Raw genomic sequence first — 17,211 nt, 5'->3', positions numbered from 1 at the left:
TAGAGGGGGAGGGTGTTTCAAAATAGGCGAACACACGGCAGCCTATCAGCTATTGAAAGCAGTGTGATTGCGTCTGATATGAATGGAACGCACATACGTTCCAATTGAAAGATTCGGCGTTCTAAGACTCACAACGTATATGCGTTATTCGATTCCAACCACTCTTTTACCGCTCGGTTAAAAGTAACCAACTTCTGCGGTGTTACCCTTCTTTGAGCATAGATGAGGCTTAGCTTCTGGGCTTTTATCGACCATTCTGGGAACACGTGAATAAGCTCACCTTGTTTGAGCTGCTCTTCAACTTGATAGAATGGCAAGCTGGCGACACCTATCCCTTGCATCGCTAACTCTAAAATTGAACTGTAGGTATTCGAGCTAACGCTTCCAGTTACTTCAACATGGTAGGTTTGCTCACCATTGATCAACTCCAGCTGATTCCAGCGTTCATTTTGACTGTTAAGAATGAAGCTGCATTTATGGATGTCTTTAGTGGTGGCGAGTGGGTTAGTCGATGCGTAATCCGCACTACAAACGAGAACATTGCGGATATGCCCAAGATCGTTGGCAATCACATCATTAGGCAGCTCATCGTAGGCTCTAAAAGCAATGTCAAAGTCGCCAGACTCTATCTTCTTTTTCATCGGCCCAAAGTCGAGAATCAAATCCACTTTTGGGTATTCTCGCTTGAAGGTAGGGATGATGTGACGACAAAGCGCACGCCCAAACTCTATCGGCGCGGTAATTTTCAAATCGCCTGCGACTTCCTGAGTCATGTCTAAGACACGCATTTCCGCTTCGGTTGCTAAGAGTTGAATTTGCTTCGCTTTTGAATACAACTCTTCACCCACTTCCGTGAGGCTGATAGAACGAGTCGTTCTGTGAAACAGCTTAGAATTCAATGTTTCTTCGAGTCGTTGTACATGCCGAGACACCAAACCTTTTGACACATCCAATACTTCAGCGGCCTTGGTGAAGCTTTGCTCTTCGGCGACAGTCAAGAAGGTCTGCATATAAATTAAATTCATCATTAACACCATTTAGTAAACAGTGAAGTCATTTTGTACTGTTTTTCTCACTCCTTCAAGAAACTAAGATTCAAAACGTAAACAGAAAGGAGAAGAACAATGAATAAATTACTACTTATTACCGCTGCAATGGCTGCCTCTATGAATGTTTCAGCTGCCTCTGTTGTAGAAAGCAACCCAACATTGGTTGGAGACTCATTCGGCTTTGTTGAAGGCCCAACATGGGATGTGGAACATCAACGTTTCTTGTTTAGCGATATCCCAAATAACACAACCTATTCTTACGATCTTAACGGCAAGTTGAGCGTGTTTGATGACAATTCTGGCTATGCCAATGGTCTCGATATTGATGCCAAAGGCAACCTGTGGGCTGCCCGCCATGATAGAAAGCTGTCGTACCGTCAGGGCAACGGAGAGAAAGTGATTGTCGCTGCGACGTACAACGGCAAGCTGCTCAATAGCCCGAACGATTTAACCGTTAACAGCGACGGCAGCGTGTGGTTTACCGATCCTCCGTTTGGTATCCAAGGTTACGGCCCAGCAAAGGCAGAACCAGAGCAACCGGTTAATGGCGTTTATCGTTACCTAGATGGTGATCTAAAGTTGATCACTGGAGAGTTCAAGCTACCAAACGGCATCGCTTTTTCTTCTGATGAATCTTCTTTATACGTTGCCGACACATCTGATGGCTGGGTATACCGATTTGATGTTGATGGAGAGTCACTCAGCAATAAGACGCAGTTTGCCCAGGTGAAGGCGGAGTCTGGCTCTGAACCTATGGTTGATGGCGTTGCTGTTGATGCCGATGACAACCTATTTGTTGCAGCGCACGGTGGCGTGGGTGTGTTCGATAAAGACGGTAAGCAAATAGACTTCATTGCTATCGATGCGGGCCATATCAGCAATCTAGAAATTGGCGGGAAACAGCAAGATTTACTGATGGTAACGGCATACAACAAAGTGTTGGTGTTCAAGCTTAAGTAACGCTTAACACAAGCGAAAACAAAAAGGGACGGGTAGAAATACCGGTCCCTTTTCTAGTTTGAATAAGTCGAAAGTGGGTTAGCTCAATACGCAGTAATGATGCTGCCGACGATTAAGACTTAGGCTGATTGGCTTCTATATCTAGGGCCGTTTGATTTGGCCTGCTGAAGTACTTCTTCCATTTTATTGGCATCAAATCAGCTTTCAAAACTGAACTAACAAGTGGCGACTTACCAATTGGCTTGATAAACACGCATTAGGTTTTCACCTAAGAAGCCTTTGATATCATCTTCAGACCAATCGTATTTATCTTCCAGTACTCGAGCGACTCCCCAAATATCGCCTCCACCTGCATTCTGGGTCGGTGCGCCAAAACCTTTCTCTGGTGGGTATGTGTCTACAACACCAATGAAGGCTTTTAAGAAGTCACCATACATGTGTGAATAGTCAGAGCCATAACAGCTATGTTCTCGTCCGACTAACTCACCCACATACTGTACATGTTCCGCAATGTCACTCATGGTGGCTGTACCTTCTGCATTTAAGAACAGTCCTACGCCATTAGTACAGGCCACACCATCGCTGGCTGCAATAGCTCTAATTGCGTCATCCGATAAGTTACGGCCTGTGTCATATAAGCCTTTGGCATTTGAATGAGAGGCAATAACAGGCTTTGTTGAAATTTTTGCAGCGTCGATACATGCTTGATCCGATGAATGAGAGCAATCAAGAACGACGCCTTGTTCGTTTGCATACTTAACAAACTTGGATCCTAAATCAGAAACACCAAGATTTTGATCACTTTGACCGCCACCAGCGAGTGCGTTGTCATTATTGTAAGTAAAATTCATGACCATAATTCCATTATCACGTGACCATTCGACTTTACTCATGTCATCGATAATATAATCGGCGCCTTGTGTGTTATAGATGATGGACATTTTGCCATCCTGTTTGGCTTTGCGGATTGCCTCTACACTGTCAGCCTTAACCAAACCTAATTTTTTTGACTCTGCGTCTGTTTTATCTAGTGTCGTTTGGAAGGATTCATCATTAACACCTTCAAATGCCCACACGGTTGTAGACATAACATCGATTTGATTGTCTCTGTTTTTCGCTACGGCTTGTGCATATTTTTCCTCTTTAATGCCTTGAATACCTACGCCAGATGGCATCAAAGAGTTAATCACAATCGCATCTTTATATTTTGCTTTTATCGCGGCATCTTGCTTGCGTTCTTCATCAGTTCTTCCTGCGTCAAAAAATGCGGCAATATATGCAGCACGTTTGTCTATCTCAGCTTGAGATTTATCGCGAGGGCTCCACAGTTTCGACTTCACATCAACGTCAGAGACAAAACCTGCATCCGTATTCCATCCACCTTCAACATGCTCGTGAGAATGACCAATATCATGAGCTAACGCTGATGATGAAAGAAGTGCAGTAATTAAAATGACTAAGTTTTTATGCTTCATTTTGCCCCCTAGGGTGTGATTTCACAATTCGATGATGATTCTGTCATTGTGAAAGTTTATATGCTTACTTCGTTGTGAATAAGAATATGCTGTCTTACACTCAAAAACATACCATTTTGGGACAGCAAGATTAGATTGAAAACTATGAGCAAGAATAAACAATATCTATCTTTAGTGGAGTATTCACAATTTAGTACCTTTCTCGAAGCGTTAGAAATGACACATTGGGATATTTACGCCATGTTAGATAAAGCACTGTTTCCAAAAAGCTTTAATTTACATGAAGGCGATGGAGTGATACTTACAGAGAGGGTCTACTCTGTCTTTAACTTATTAGAAGAACAGTTGACTGAGGCAAAACTGGTTCAGTTTCTCAGTGTTGTAGCGCAAAAAAATGCGGAAAAAATCCTGCAAGCCTTGCCACTTGACGATATTTCCAACGTTGAGGGGGTTGTAACCTGTTTCATCAATGAGACTTTCCGCAGTGCACCCGATAGCCAATTTTCATTGATAAATACATTGGGAAACAAATGGTTAGTGCGTCATACGCTCCCTCACAATGAAAACTTATCAATCATTGAATGTTACCTCTTGAAGTTGTTTCAGGAACTTATAAGCGCAACGACGCAAGTAGTTTGGCAACCCAAACGAATATTTCTGCAATCTCCCCATAATCAAGAGAAGACACATAAACGTTGTAAGAAACTTTTTAATAACAATGGATTGCAACTAATAAGTGAACGTGGCGTGACTGGCATTGAATTACCAGAGGATACTCTAAAAACCAATATCAACGTCTATCACCCTCGATACGCATTTACACAAACAGAAGCTGATCTAGGTAAGAATATGCGAACTATTTCGGCGGCATTACGTTACGTGTTACCCCATTACTTATCAGGAGGAAGACCAAGTTTGGATTTTTCGGCTGAGATTTGTGGGTTACATAGTCGGACATTAAAGAGACGTCTACGTAAAGAAGGGGTTACTTATACGGCGTTATTGGATGAGATTATAATAAGCTTAGCCAAAGATGCATTATTACATTCAGACCAGAACATTACTGACATAAGCATTAGTCTTGGATACGACCACCCAAACCATTTCAGTCGTATGTTTAAACGCTTAACAGGGTTAAGCCCTAGGCACTATCGCAATTCGCATTGACACACTTACTCGTCTTGAAACTTAGAAACTCTATTTTATGTTTTGATAGAAATAGTCTGTCGGAAAATTGATAAAGGGGCGAAGACTCTGAGTTAAGTAACGCCTGACATAAACGAAACCAAAAAGGGACGGGTAGAAATACCGGTCCCTTTTCTCATTTGAATATGTCGAAAGTGGGTTAGCTCGATGCGCAGCAATGATGCTGCTGGCAATTAAGGCTTAGGCTGATTGGTTTCTATATCTAGCGCCGTTTGATTGGGCCTGCTGAAGTACTTCGTCCATTTTATTGGCATCATAGGAATGACGATCAGGCTAATACCGACAAGGGTCAGCATGTCAGGAATCTCGTCAAACCACATCACGCCAAATAGGGTCACAAACACCAACCCCGAGTATTCTGCGAGCGCAATTTGGTTTGCTGGCGCTTTTTTATAAGCCACCACCACAAGGGCATGATACCCAAGAACGAAAAGGTTGATTGCCATAATCCACCCAACATGACGCCATTCAATCGCCGCCCATGCAGGCAGAGCAAGAGCCAACGCCAGAGGCAGAGTCATTACATTGGTCCAAAATAGTGTCGAGATAATGTGTTGTTCTGCGTGAAGACGTTTGATCAAGATATTGCCGACACCCATCGCGAGCGCACTGCCTAACCCTGCAATAGCGGCCCAGTGAAATTGCTCTGGACGCAACACGATTAACACACCCACGAAACCAATCAATGTCGCCACCACTTTTGATGATGTCGGCTTCTCTTTCAATAAAACAATAGAAAGTGGGAGCATAAGAATAGGCCCAACATAGAACATCGCGTTTGCGGTCGCCAAGGTGAGGTGTGTGATGGCAATCATTGCGCAGCCGCTGCCTACTAGGATGAATTGAGCCCGCAAGAAATTGATGCGACAACCACCTTGCATGCGCGTCTCTTTGGGTAGCTTTAGCCAAAAAGGGAGCAGCAACATCACGCTCAATAGCTGGCGGATAAACACATATTGGAACGTGGGCACTTCACCGTTCAGCACTTTGAGTGAGACGTCTGAAAAGGAGGCGAGCAGGTTGGCGAATACTAAGAGCAAAATCGCGTGGTTGGTGGCTTTGGTCATACAGAAACGGCGCTACATATTTGTCATACAATTATGGGCGCACATAATACATGAGAATCGAAAATATGTAAGAACAAAAAACCAAGTAAGAACAATGTCGTTCGATGCTTAGTGATATGGGGTGCGAGATCTGCTATTACGACCTGAGTTCAGTAGGAGAGTGCCCAGTCCAGTTTTTGAATGCTCGACTGAATGCGCTTGAGTCTGAAAAGCCAAGTTCGTGAGCTACATAGGTAATATTGCCGTCGTTCTGATTCAGTAGCGTCATGCTCAGCTCAAGTCGGTATTTATCGAACAAACGACGAAAACTCACACCTTGTTGTTTAAGTTTACGATTCAGGGTTCGAGGGCTGATGTGAAGATTGTTCGCCACGCTATCTAGGTTGGTGTCTTTCACCTCGAGCACCTTGAACGTTTCATTCACTTTGTAGATTAGGTTAGTTTTTAATGTTTTTTCCATCTGTTGATCGGCGATTCGTACTAACTCTGCATGAAAGTCAGCTTGGAATTGGCGAGGTTTTGCCTGGACAAGATCGTTAGGAAATAGGAGGTAGCGGGCGGGGAAGCCCTCCTTCATTTTAACATTAAAGACACGCTCATAGATGCTCAAGAACTCATCACCGATGGTGTTCTTGTGGATGTGAATGGCGAGCTTTTGATTCGGCGCATTAAGGTACCTGCGAACGAGCTTGATCATAATACTGAAATAGAGCCCCAAGCTGATGTGTGTCATCAGTGTAGTTTCGTCAATGTACTCGGGTGTGACGCCCCAAAGCTCGACTTCACCATTTTCTGTTTCACGGCTAAATATTTTCAGTAGCGGATGTATATGAATGGAATATCGACTCAGCAGTTGGCAAAAGCTGGCGAGATCTGGCGCGGTGAGCATGGCCATAACCGGCGCGCCCATTTCAAGCTCATCGAAGTAGCGAGCAGATTCATCAAACAGGTCGATCAGTTCATGATCAAAGCGTTGGTAGATATTGGTGATGGCGGTTTGAAGCTGATAAGCCGAGATCGATTCGGCGGAGCAAAGTTGTTTATAGACCTCTGCTCCCGACCAGATATCGCTGCTGTCTCCAATTCTAGCCTGAATAGCAGAATCTAAAGTTTTAAACCAAAAAATGGGCAATTGAGTACTAAAACTTTCCACCATAACTCCCTGTTATTACTGGCGATTGAAGAGTGTTCTTCTCGGTAATATGTCCAAATTAAAGGATTTGTTTGCGGGTTACAAGCAATGAAAATCTCAGTTCAACCTTAGAATTTGTAATCAACACCGACTGAAACCACATATTGTGATGATTGGTAATACTCAATATTTGAATTCGTTGTCTTCGCGCCGAGTAGTGACACCAAAGACCAGTTTCTAGCATCAAAGATATTGGCGTATTCATAAGCAACGAAGGCGCCAAAGTCTTTGTCTTCGCGTGTCTTATTAAAGATTGGGTTCTCTTTGTCATAGCTGCGTGTTGCTGCATTGAGTGTTAAAGCAAGACCATGATTTCCGTATCTTTTCGCTAGGTTGATTTCCGCGCCAAGGCTCAAGAACGACAGTGCGTCACCCTCAGAGTCTGAAGAGAAAACATTCATTGAAGGCGTGAGAATGCCTGACCCATCTTTTAAGAAGTACTGGTAACCAGACTTGAGATAAAAGTACTTTCGCTCTCGAATCATCAGTGCGCGTTCTTCTTCGGTTAACCCAAGCCCTTTTAGGCCGGTGTTTTCTTTCTTAACGTCTGACTCACCAGAAGCAACATCGAGATTGAAGTTTGAACCCATTATTCTTGAAAGCTGCATTCGAACCACAGTGCCAGTGAGGTCGGTTTCTTTCCTATTTGAGTCAACAGCATAAGGGTCATCCCATACTTCGCCTGATATCAGAGTCGGCAAGATAGAAAAATCGACCACCATGCCGCTTTCCACTTGCTGTCTATATCCAATTTCAAATGCCAGAGTACCAGTGATGATGTCGTCTCTTGAGGTACCTAAGAAAAACTGTTTGTGATTCAAAGCGCCAAAGGTGTATTGCACCGAACCCAAAACCGCGACCATTCCCTCGGCTTCCGTGTTACCCGACGACATTAAATCGGCTTGAGATTGATGGTTGCTTTGACCAACATCGAGGTTACTTGAGTTTGCGGTGAAGCCAGTTAGGAAGGTCATGTTGCCACTGAAGCCTTCACTTGGTGCTAGAGCTGCGAATGAGTGTGGCGCAAGCGTCAGACTTGCCAAGAATAGGAAAATAATATGTTTCATCAATAGACTCGTACTTAAATGATTTTCTAAATTGAATCGCTTGTTAAAGCGCAATCGGGGCTTTTCTGTTTGCCCAAGGCTTGGCGTGTTCTAGTTGATAGGCCAATTCAAATAACAGGCGGTCGTTGCCTCTCGCTGCGGAAAAGTGGCTACCAACAGGAAGGTTCTGTTTGTTCCAATACAAGGGAACCGACATCGCCGGATTGCCTGCCACGTTTTCGATTGGCGTGTAGGACATTAATTTCTCTGAACGTGCCCATATCTCTTTGCCGGAGTGCGCTTTCTGGTCGAAATATTCGATGTCCAAAGGAACATGGTTTGCACAAGGGGTGAGCCATATATCGATGTTTTTAAAGAACTCTCGGTTATGACTGGTTGCGAAGTTTCGGCATCGCTCTTGAGAGTCGATATACAAGCTAGGAGTGGCTTTTAAGCGTGCTTGCATCGTACGAGCTAAATAGACGACGTTGTCGCTCACTTTGTCTGGCATCGATTCTAGCGGCATCCCTAAGCGGTCGAATTGCTCAGCAAAGCTTGCCATCTTGTTGCCAAATACGCCCATGTAGTTACGCATGAACACATCGCCATTTTGGATTGGTTGTTCAACTTCGATAACGATATGCCCAAGGCTTTCGAGCAAAGAGACCGTAGAACGAATGGCTGCGAGCGTATCTTCATCAGGAAGCCTGCCGTGGATATCTTTGAGGGTGACGCCAATCTTTATCTGACGGTTAAGAGAAGCATTAACCATTCCTATTGGGGTTCGAGGAAAAGGCGTCTCAAAGTTATTTTTTGTATGATGCTCTGTGACTGAAACTGCCAAAGCAGCGTCACGAACGGTTCTCGACATAAACGATTGATGGGTAAAACCTTCGTTTGTTGAGCCGTCAGTTAGCCCTGAGATCAAAGATTCTCGACTTGGTTTAAAGCCAAAAATACCAGTTGCTGAAGCAGGCATGCGAGAAGAACCGCCGCCATCAGTAGAGTGCACTAAGGGTACATAGCCAGCTGCAATCGCCGCTGCGCCACCGCCAGTTGATGAGTGAACACCTCGGCTTAGATCCCATGGGTTGCGCGTCGCGCCATAAAGGGAGTTCTGGGTGCAGCCTAGTGTCATCATCTCAGGGATGTTCGTCATGCCAATGGCGTTCAGCCCTGCATTTTGAGTCGCTCGAATAAACCAAGAGGTCGCTTTGGGTTTTCTGCCTTGGTTTAGCTTCGAACCCAGGGTGCATTCAAGCCCAACAACATCAACACAATCTTTTACCAAGAAAGGCACGCCAGCAAAGGGTGAGTTCGGGTTAAATGAGTTTGCACGCTCTAGCGCTAAGTCAAAGCACTCAGAAACAACCGCATTAACCTGATCATTGGTCTGGCGAATTTTATAGATGGCTTCTTGCACGAATTCTTTTGGCGAGGCTTTTTTGTCTCTTATCAGATTCGCCATCTCAGTCGCATCCAGTGGCGAGTCAACGGTTTGGTGATCTGAAGGCAAATTTGTTGGCGAAGTTGGTGTTGCATTCGCTAAGGTCGGCAGAGAGATAGCCGCAGCAGAAACTGCACCTTTCCCCATAACTTTGAAAAAATCTCTGCGTTTTAATTCATTGATAGTCATCGTTTCTATCCCAAGTTAGAAAGTCACTATCCTTGTTTCGAAACCTAGCTCGCTAGGCTTAGCGTCACTCCATGTGCTGATTTATGGGACTAGAATAAAGATTGGCGTGTTGGCTTGCAGTGCAAATACCGCCATTGTTCATACCATTCACGCCAACTGGTTTGTCGGGTTATGTATAGGGAGGGGTTATTGCTCTGCTGCTAGCCAAAAGCTCGACAGGTCTTCAAACAGATCATCATTATCTAAAATACTGACATGATTTTCGTTGTAACCACGAATTTGGTCGGCGTTCAATTGAGCGGGGCGTGATAACTGGCTTGATAAATTGATGACGCCATCGTTACTGTTGGTATTAAACAGATCACCCGAGTTATAACCAAAGGCTAAAAAGTGGGGAATGTGGATTTGATTGTTTTCAACAAATAAGTCGCTAATAAATTGGCCGTCTGGGTTTAAGTCAACCCAAGCAGGCATTACCACGGGAGAGTATTCCACCCCTTGCTTAGCTGACTCGACACCACCAAACGGCGAAGAGATGGTGGTTACGCTGCTAATAAAATCACATAACTGCCCAATGCGACACTGACGAATACTGTTAGTCACGATCAAGCCACCCATACTGTGGGCAACAACATGCAACTGTTGGATCTTATATTCAGTCACAACTGTATGGAATAGGTTATTTAAGCCTTTCGAATTCAAAGACAGAGACAGACCTGAAGGGTAGTTAAACACCCATATTTGGTATTTAGATTGGTCCACTTTTTCAATGAGAGGGGCGAAATCTAAAGCCGTTGAATTGATTCCATGTACGAATAGGATTGGGATTTTATTTGGGTCATATTCAGATAGAAAATAGAGCCCAGCATTATCTTCAAGTAAGAAGGTCAGCGGCTGCCACATGCCAAGCTTTGCATTTCTTTTCTCAAAGGGAGAATCTGTTAAATTCACCACGGTGCCTATATCGACGAGGTCTAACTCTATTTTTAATAGTGAGGACAATGAACGATCAACAAACGCTCTTGGGGCATCACTCTCATTAATGACAAGTGATACTTCGATTGTCGATTTGTCTTGGTGGTCGCGCAGGTTAACCACACTGAATGCTTCATCAGCTTGTAGGGTTAGGTCTTGATTCTTATCTTCAAAGACGAGTAGGTAATGGATGTTATTTGATACATGTAAGTGAATACTGTCGCTGTCTATAATGCCATCGTAGCCATCCACTTCGCTTTTATTGATGTCTTTGATTTGTTCAATCACCACGGCAGAGCCGGAGGCCGGTTGACTTAAGGTGATGGTGTACTGATTGGTTATGGAGTCGATAGCTTGTATCTCATTAGATAGGTTTCTAAAGTTACTGCACCCTGATAGCACTGAACTGAGTAACAGCACTGTACTGAGTAAGCGTGCAGTCAGTAATCGTTTCATTCCAATCTCATCCCCATATCAACAAGCTTCGTCCTTCAATCAACAAATCTTATACATAAACAAACAGCATGAATTTAATACTAGCAAGAAAACAGAGAGTTAGGTCATACGTGTTCTTGATCATGTCCTGTTTTGATTCGAGTTTATTTATTCCATGCAGCTCGACAGCGCTATGGCTGATGCCGATGTGCTATAGAGATTGTCTTTTCGATACTGATTGTTGGTATACGATTTTTGCCATTCTCAATCGCTTTGATTCATGAAAATTATCGACCGTGCGAAAAAAATTGAACTTTATTATTTTAGTTAAGTCGTATTGCTACGTTTACCATCACCAGACATCTGCAGTTTAGATATGATCTCAAGTCGAAACACACATCAGCTAACTCGTAGCGCACTATTATTAGTGGGTTGGGTTATCTGTTTCTGTCTCGCCAGTAATATGAGTTTTATCCAAGGTTGCAAAGTAAACTATGAAAATAGTGATTCTGCGATTTCTAATGTCCTGCAGGTAAACAAGATTGATGATGGTGGCGGTTTTATCAAGGGTGCATCTCAATCTCAAGACGACCAATCCGTCCACAAATGTGAGTTATCAGAACACCTGATAAATTTTGATCACCACCAAGTCAATGATCAAGCTATATTCACGTACTTCATACTCGTTGTAGTCGTATTGTGGCTGCTAAGTACTGTTCCGTATTTCCCTCCATTCACTGAGCCAATCCTTCACAAGGGTAGGCGCATCCATCTCAAGGTCTGTGTCTTTAAAGAATGAGAATAAGAGCGTTTAACTAACACTCATATTATTCATTTTTTAAGGAAAAATTAGACATGCCTAAAAGCAAAATGTCATTGCACTTTGTTGTGCTTTGGCTATTCGTTGCGCTGTGTTCAACATTCACTGTGAACGCAAGTGCGAGCGAATCGATGACTCCTGTTACAACGGGTTGGATGCAAGACAAGTTACATCCGTATGTAGAAACGCGTTTTGTCATGACAGGACAAATTAATAAAGAAGATAAAACCGCGGCGGGTTATCTGGAAGTGAACCTTTCTGATGAATGGAAAACTTACTGGAGAAGTCCTGGTGAAGGAGGTATTGCGCCCAAAATCAAATGGGCCGACTCTAAGAACGTTTCGCAACTGCAATGGTTTTGGAAGTTTCCCCAACGCTTCAATTTGCTCGGCATAGATACGCTAGGTTACAAGCACAACATCATCTTCCCGATGAATCTTCATATTGATGATATGAACAAACCTGTTGAGCTTAATGCTGTGCTGACGATGTCTTCATGCACCACCATATGTATTCTCACGGATTTTGATATCAACTTGGTGTTTAACCCAAGTGAGATGACCGTGGATAACGACGCGATGCTTGTCTACGCCAAAGCAATGAGTGAAGTGCCGAAAGATTCACCGCTTGTAGAAGGTACATCTACGATTTGGGATGCTCGCAAGTCGCAACTTCAAGTTATTGCTACACATCAAATTGGCTGGACTGCACCCGATGTAATCGTGGATGGTGATTCAGATGAAATGCAAGATGCCGACTTTGGTATTCCTCACATTGAAATTGAAGGTAACCAAGTCATTGCGACTTACGATGTAAGTAGCTGGATGGGCACACCCGATCTTAACAACCAGCACATCCGTGTAAGCATCAAAGACAAAGACTTCATCACAGAATATCCAACCACTGTTACCAATGGCATTGTGGGCAACAGCTCTATGATAAGTATGGTGCTTTTAGCGCTATTAGGTGGGTTGATTCTCAATATCATGCCCTGTGTATTCCCTGTGCTTGGAATGAAACTGAGTGGGGTTATTTCTGCTCAAGGCATGGCAAGAAAACAAGTTAGGTTCCAATTCCTTGCATCTGCAAGTGGCATCCTCGCATCCTTCTGGTTAATAGCCACTTTCTTGGCTGTGTTAAAAGTTTCAGGCAGCGTTATCGGTTGGGGAATTCAGTTTCAAAACGGTTGGTTTATCGGTGGGATGTTTATCGTCACCGCTCTGTTCAGCGCCAATATGTTAGGGCTTTTCGAGATCCGTCTTTCATCGAATGCAAATACATGGATGGCAACCAAGGGCGACAGTAGCTACGTCGGACACTTTACTCAAGGTATGTTCGCAACGCTATTGGCTACGCCATGCTCTGCTCCATTTCTTGGAACAGCCGTCGCCTTTGCTCTCGCCACTACTATCCTGACGATGTTTGGTATTTTCACAGCTCTTGCCGTTGGTATGGCGCTTCCATGGATTCTCGTTGCTGCATTCCCATCGATAGCTTTGGCGTTGCCTAAACCCGGGGCATGGATGAACCGTGTTAAATACCTGTTCGGCGGAATGATGCTAATCACTAGCGTTTGGCTCTTTAGCTTGCTTCGACCTCATGTCCCTCAATTGTGGTTATACGCAATATTGGCAGTCAGTGTTTGCCTATTACTTGTCAGGTTGGTTCAAGTGCATGGAATCAAGACTGCGGGTGCTGTTGCCTTGTTGTTGTTGAGTGTTATCTCTGCCTCGTTATTTGTCGAGAAAGCAACATCTAAAATGCTGCCACCAGAACCTGAGTGGGAAGCGTTGTCTACCGAAGTCATTGATGAACATGTTGCTAATGGCCAAGTGGTTTTTGTTGATGTCACTGCTGATTGGTGTGTGACTTGTAAAGCAAACAAGATCGGGGTTCTCTTACAAGATCCTGTTTACAGCGCATTGACTGAAGGTGATGTAGTGCCGATGGAGGGGGATTGGACTATACCGAGTGATAGCGTCACGTCATACCTACAAGATCACAACCGGTTCGGTGTTCCGTTCAATATGGTTTATGGCCCTAATGCTCCAGAAGGTATTGAGCTTCCTGTCATCTTAACCAGTGATGCGGTGATGGAAGCCATTGAGAAGGCAAGAGGTGATGACGAATGATTAGAACAAAATCTAAGGCAAAACCTCAGACTAAAAAGCAGAAGTTGAGATCGGCATTACTGTATACCTTGTTCGCGGCGGTCGTGGTCTTTGGTGTTGATTATTGGCGTACAAAAGACGTTCCAATGCAGAACGTTCCGCCAATGGTCGGAGTGTCGTTATCCGGTAAACCGATAGATGTAATAGAGATGAGTAAGAAAGAGCCGGTATTAGTTTATTTTTGGACGACATGGTGCGTCGCCTGCAAATTTGTGACGCCAGTGGTTGATTGGTTTTCATCAAGCTATCCCGTCGTTGGTGTATCACTGACTTCGGGTAAAGATGAAAGAGTTCAACGCTATATGAATGCTAAAGGGTATAGCTACGACAACATTAATGACACTCAAGGTAAAATTGCACGCGATTGGGGAATCTCCTTAACGCCAACACTCATTGTTATTAATGATGGAAAAGTAACAAGTGTTACTTCAGGAATTACTACGCCAATAGGTATCGCAGCCCGACTTTGGTTAGCTAAGTATTAATGGGAAAAATATGAAATTCATAACAAAAAGCATCATCACACTATTAGTTACACTGGCTTTCTCTCCTGTCACTTACGCAATGACAAAACAAGAAAAGATTGCCGAGATAACGCAAATGTTAGAAACGAATGAAGGTATTATCGATTCGGTTCATGACAGTCTGGCTGCTTACATAGATCAACAAAGTAGTTTCGATAAAACGTTGGCTGAGAGCCATGACTTTATTTATAACAACCCACACCACCCTTGGTATGGTTCCGAACATCCAAAACTGACGATCGTAAACATGACTGATTTTAGTTGCCCGTGGTGTAAAAAGTTAGATCCTGTTCTTCGGAAAATAGCGGATGAGTTTCCTAATGACATCAAGGTAATAAATATTTACATCCCTCTAAAGGAGAGAGATTCACCACTGAACTCAGCAACCTTTGGACTCAATGTCTGGAACAATGACAAAGAAAAATACAAAGCAGTTGAAGAGATGTTGATCAGTAAGCCTGGCATTCACAACGTTCGTTCGATAATGAAAGTAGCGAAGAAGAATAAAGCCACCGATTACGTTTCTTCAGACAGTGAAATAGCGATTGAAGTTGCTGAAAACTATAATTTGTTTACTAGGCTGGGTGTTCGAGGTACACCAGCGATGCTCATTGATGGAACATTGCTCCCCGGTTACTTGCCATACGAAAAACTATATCCAATAGTAAAGGCTAAGCTAGAAGAGAAAAGTAAATAGAATAAATTTACGATAACTTAATTATTATTTCTGATGGATAAAAAGCCCTATTGATTAGGGCTTTTTCTTATTTGTTTATTAATTTGCAGAAGTAGTTTGCAAATTAATAAACAATGTATAACGCAGCTAGTCCAAATATGCCTAGAAAACTGAGAACACCACATGTCGAGTACAACAACAGTCTCATTGTTAATTCCTGATTACAAAAAATGATTAATAGTATTTACTTTTCTAAATTGTCTTATGTGCAATTTAAGGGCGTGGGGTTGACAAAGTTATATTAAAATAGCACCTCCAGATAAATTATCACTTAACATTTAGTTAGAGCTATCTATGCTGAAATAATTCCATTTTCTCTGTGTTTTTTTAGAAATAATCAGAGGCTTTTTATACTGCATTTTTACAGTTTGATATTCTATTTTTAATTTTTATATGGTTGTTAATACGTAAATGTAAATTAATTCATCGAGTGGAAAATAACTCGTAGCATGGCGGTGAATTTATATGTTTTATTGAGTGAATTGGATATCTAAGATTTTCAATGGAAGGTGAGATCAGTTTTAGGCGATCCAAAAAAAGCAAACAACCAAGTTGGTCATCTCGGTTATTTGCTTTAGATTTGTTGTTTTTATGGTGAATGGACAGGTGTTTTTCGAGGTTAAAGCGTGTTTTTATACACTTTGCCGTCTTTCATGATCAGCTTTTGTGTCTCTGTGTTTGCCACACAAGCAACACTTTCCAGTGGGTTGCCATCGATGATCAATAGGTCGGCATAAGCACCTTCAACCACTTGACCAAGTTTGCCTTCTTGGTATGGGTGTTGGTAAGTCGACATCTCGAACAGGCGTCCACAGTTTGATGTCGCCATGCGAAGTGCGGTGATGGTATCGAATACTTGCTCAATCGCACCAAGTTCATTCAATTGGGTCGCATGAACGTTGGTTTCACCCACACAGTCAGTTCCAAAAGCAATGTTCTGAATGTCGTATTTCTTAATCAGTTCTGCCGATTTGAACATGGCTTTACCTACGCGTTCTGTCTTGCGGTATGTCTCCTCATTCGGCAGCGGGATCTTGCGCTCTGCAATCAATGAAGAGGTAAAGTAAGAAGGAATCACCCAAATGCCTTTTTCTTTAATGATCTCGGCAATGTCGTCGTCCATGATGGTGGCGTGTTCGAAAGACATCACGCCCGCCTCAGCTGCTCGGCGCATCGCATCTGAAGTGTGGATGTGCGCAGCAACATAAGTGCCGTAATCGGAAGCAGCATCGACCGCGGCTTTCATCTCTTCAGATGTGAATTGCAATGTGTCTAGTGGGTCGAAGGTTGAAGAAGCGCCACCACCCGCCATGATCTTGATTTGAGAAGCGCCCATGAATAACTGTTCGCGAACCGCTTTTAAGACTTCTGAACGACCATCTGCCACTTTCATTGCGCCAAGCTTCATCATTGGTGAATCTTCATGCCCGTTAGCTAAACGCTCTTGTGCTTGGTTTTGACGGTAATCAGAGTGACCACAGGTTTGCGAGATAGCCGCCATTGAAGGAAGAATACGTGGGCCAGTGGCATAGCCGTTGTCGATACTGTTTTTAAGGCCAAGCGTATTACCCGCCACATCGCGAATGGTAGTAAAGCCGCGCATTAACATCTCTTCAGAAATCTTTGCTGAGCGAATCGCCACTTCTTCACGCGTCATGGTATCAATCATATTGAAAGGTGCAGATAGCGTGATATGAACGTGCGCATCAATCAAACCTGGCATTACCGTGCCACCTTGAGCATCAATCGTTTCATCGGCAATCGTTGGGTCAATCTCTCCAATCTGAGTGATCAAGTTATCTTCGATGAGGATCGATACGTTCTCGATTAAGTTGTTATCAACACCGTTAAATACGTTCGCGTTAGTGATTAGCTTTTTCATAGTCTGCACCTTTTGGAAATGAGTGTGTGTCGCTGAT

13 protein-coding genes are annotated in these 17,211 nt (G+C 43.4%); 5 read left to right on the top strand and 8 right to left on the bottom strand.

Annotated features, from left to right (window positions below; all coding sequences use genetic code 11):
* Positions 1–128 precede the first annotated feature (128 nt).
* Entirely contained in the window at positions 129–1,025 is an 897-nt protein-coding gene (locus AB6E85_RS02755) for a LysR family transcriptional regulator (RefSeq protein ID WP_372141542.1), read from the bottom strand.
* Positions 1,026–1,124: 99 nt separating this feature from the next.
* Here AB6E85_RS02755 and AB6E85_RS02750 point away from each other — a divergent pair, with 99 nt between their 5' ends.
* On the top strand, positions 1,125–2,009 hold the full coding sequence (locus tag AB6E85_RS02750; RefSeq protein ID WP_059021035.1) for an SMP-30/gluconolactonase/LRE family protein: 885 nt from the start codon (positions 1,125–1,127) through the stop codon (positions 2,007–2,009).
* Between the two features lie 230 nt (positions 2,010–2,239).
* Here AB6E85_RS02750 and AB6E85_RS02745 read toward each other — a convergent pair whose 3' ends face one another.
* On the bottom strand, positions 2,240–3,484 hold the full coding sequence (locus tag AB6E85_RS02745) for a dipeptidase (protein ID WP_372141352.1): 1,245 nt from the start codon (positions 3,482–3,484) through the stop codon (positions 2,240–2,242).
* A 144-nt stretch (positions 3,485–3,628) separates the two neighbouring features.
* On the opposite strand from AB6E85_RS02745, the gene AB6E85_RS02740 reads away from it, so the two are divergent.
* Positions 3,629–4,651, top strand: coding sequence for a helix-turn-helix domain-containing protein (locus AB6E85_RS02740; protein ID WP_372141351.1), 1,023 nt, complete (start codon positions 3,629–3,631; stop codon positions 4,649–4,651).
* A 212-nt stretch (positions 4,652–4,863) separates the two neighbouring features.
* Here the strand turns inward: AB6E85_RS02740 and AB6E85_RS02735 are convergent, their stop codons facing one another.
* The 5 genes from AB6E85_RS02735 to AB6E85_RS02715 form a co-directional block, all read right to left on the bottom strand.
* Positions 4,864–5,757, bottom strand: coding sequence for a DMT family transporter (locus AB6E85_RS02735; protein WP_372141350.1), 894 nt, complete (start codon positions 5,755–5,757; stop codon positions 4,864–4,866).
* Positions 5,758–5,893: 136 nt separating this feature from the next.
* Entirely contained in the window at positions 5,894–6,913 is a 1,020-nt protein-coding gene (locus tag AB6E85_RS02730) for a helix-turn-helix domain-containing protein (RefSeq protein WP_372141348.1), read from the bottom strand.
* 104 nt (positions 6,914–7,017) lie between these two features.
* A complete protein-coding gene (locus tag AB6E85_RS02725; RefSeq protein ID WP_372141347.1) occupies positions 7,018–8,016 on the bottom strand; it encodes a DUF2860 family protein in 999 nt (332 codons plus the stop codon).
* A 43-nt stretch (positions 8,017–8,059) separates the two neighbouring features.
* Positions 8,060–9,631 carry an amidase gene (locus AB6E85_RS02720; RefSeq protein WP_372141346.1) on the bottom strand — a complete coding sequence of 524 codons (1,572 nt, stop codon included), beginning with the start codon at positions 9,629–9,631 and terminating at the stop codon, positions 8,060–8,062.
* Between the two features lie 186 nt (positions 9,632–9,817).
* Positions 9,818–11,062: a lipase family alpha/beta hydrolase gene (locus AB6E85_RS02715; protein WP_372141344.1), complete on the bottom strand. Its 1,245-nt coding sequence runs from the start codon at positions 11,060–11,062 to the stop codon at positions 9,818–9,820.
* Positions 11,063–11,896: 834 nt separating this feature from the next.
* Between AB6E85_RS02715 and AB6E85_RS02710 the strand changes: the two genes are divergently transcribed.
* The 3 genes from AB6E85_RS02710 to AB6E85_RS02700 are packed head-to-tail and all read left to right on the top strand — an operon-like array spanning position 11,897 to position 15,253.
* Positions 11,897–13,993: a protein-disulfide reductase DsbD family protein gene (locus AB6E85_RS02710; RefSeq protein ID WP_372141342.1), complete on the top strand. Its 2,097-nt coding sequence runs from the start codon at positions 11,897–11,899 to the stop codon at positions 13,991–13,993.
* Positions 13,990–14,517: a protein disulfide oxidoreductase gene (locus AB6E85_RS02705; protein WP_052879829.1), complete on the top strand. Its 528-nt coding sequence runs from the start codon at positions 13,990–13,992 to the stop codon at positions 14,515–14,517. Before AB6E85_RS02710 ends, AB6E85_RS02705 begins: the two co-directional genes overlap by 4 nt.
* 10 nt (positions 14,518–14,527) lie before the next feature.
* The gene (locus AB6E85_RS02700; RefSeq protein WP_048614638.1) at positions 14,528–15,253 is read left to right on the top strand and encodes a DsbA family protein; all 726 of its coding nucleotides are present in this window, start codon (positions 14,528–14,530) and stop codon (positions 15,251–15,253) included.
* Between the two features lie 658 nt (positions 15,254–15,911).
* On the opposite strand, the gene AB6E85_RS02695 is transcribed toward AB6E85_RS02700, so the two are convergent.
* Positions 15,912–17,174: an amidohydrolase family protein gene (locus AB6E85_RS02695; RefSeq protein WP_372141340.1), complete on the bottom strand. Its 1,263-nt coding sequence runs from the start codon at positions 17,172–17,174 to the stop codon at positions 15,912–15,914.
* Positions 17,175–17,211 lie beyond the last annotated feature (37 nt).

The organism is Vibrio sp. 10N.247.311.51 (assembly GCF_041467855.1).
GTDB classification, from domain to species: domain Bacteria; phylum Pseudomonadota; class Gammaproteobacteria; order Enterobacterales; family Vibrionaceae; genus Vibrio; species Vibrio coralliirubri.
Note: the sequence above shows the minus strand (reverse complement) of the source record. Positions and strands in the feature narration are given on the sequence as shown.

What these genes read in the sequence shown, in the direction of transcription:
- AB6E85_RS02755 (WP_372141542.1), bottom strand. Translation starts at nt 1,025, where the DNA reads ATGAATTTAATTTATATGCAGACCTTCTTGACTGTCGCCGAAGAGCAA.
- AB6E85_RS02750 (WP_059021035.1), top strand. Translation starts at nt 1,125, where the DNA reads ATGAATAAATTACTACTTATTACCGCTGCAATGGCTGCCTCTATGAAT.
- AB6E85_RS02745 (WP_372141352.1), bottom strand. Translation starts at nt 3,484, where the DNA reads ATGAAGCATAAAAACTTAGTCATTTTAATTACTGCACTTCTTTCATCA.
- AB6E85_RS02740 (WP_372141351.1), top strand. Translation starts at nt 3,629, where the DNA reads ATGAGCAAGAATAAACAATATCTATCTTTAGTGGAGTATTCACAATTT.
- AB6E85_RS02735 (WP_372141350.1), bottom strand. Translation starts at nt 5,757, where the DNA reads ATGACCAAAGCCACCAACCACGCGATTTTGCTCTTAGTATTCGCCAAC.
- AB6E85_RS02730 (WP_372141348.1), bottom strand. Translation starts at nt 6,913, where the DNA reads ATGGTGGAAAGTTTTAGTACTCAATTGCCCATTTTTTGGTTTAAAACT.
- AB6E85_RS02725 (WP_372141347.1), bottom strand. Translation starts at nt 8,016, where the DNA reads ATGAAACATATTATTTTCCTATTCTTGGCAAGTCTGACGCTTGCGCCA.
- AB6E85_RS02720 (WP_372141346.1), bottom strand. Translation starts at nt 9,631, where the DNA reads ATGACTATCAATGAATTAAAACGCAGAGATTTTTTCAAAGTTATGGGG.
- AB6E85_RS02715 (WP_372141344.1), bottom strand. Translation starts at nt 11,062, where the DNA reads ATGAAACGATTACTGACTGCACGCTTACTCAGTACAGTGCTGTTACTC.
- AB6E85_RS02710 (WP_372141342.1), top strand. Translation starts at nt 11,897, where the DNA reads ATGCCTAAAAGCAAAATGTCATTGCACTTTGTTGTGCTTTGGCTATTC.
- AB6E85_RS02705 (WP_052879829.1), top strand. Translation starts at nt 13,990, where the DNA reads ATGATTAGAACAAAATCTAAGGCAAAACCTCAGACTAAAAAGCAGAAG.
- AB6E85_RS02700 (WP_048614638.1), top strand. Translation starts at nt 14,528, where the DNA reads ATGAAATTCATAACAAAAAGCATCATCACACTATTAGTTACACTGGCT.
- AB6E85_RS02695 (WP_372141340.1), bottom strand. Translation starts at nt 17,174, where the DNA reads ATGAAAAAGCTAATCACTAACGCGAACGTATTTAACGGTGTTGATAAC.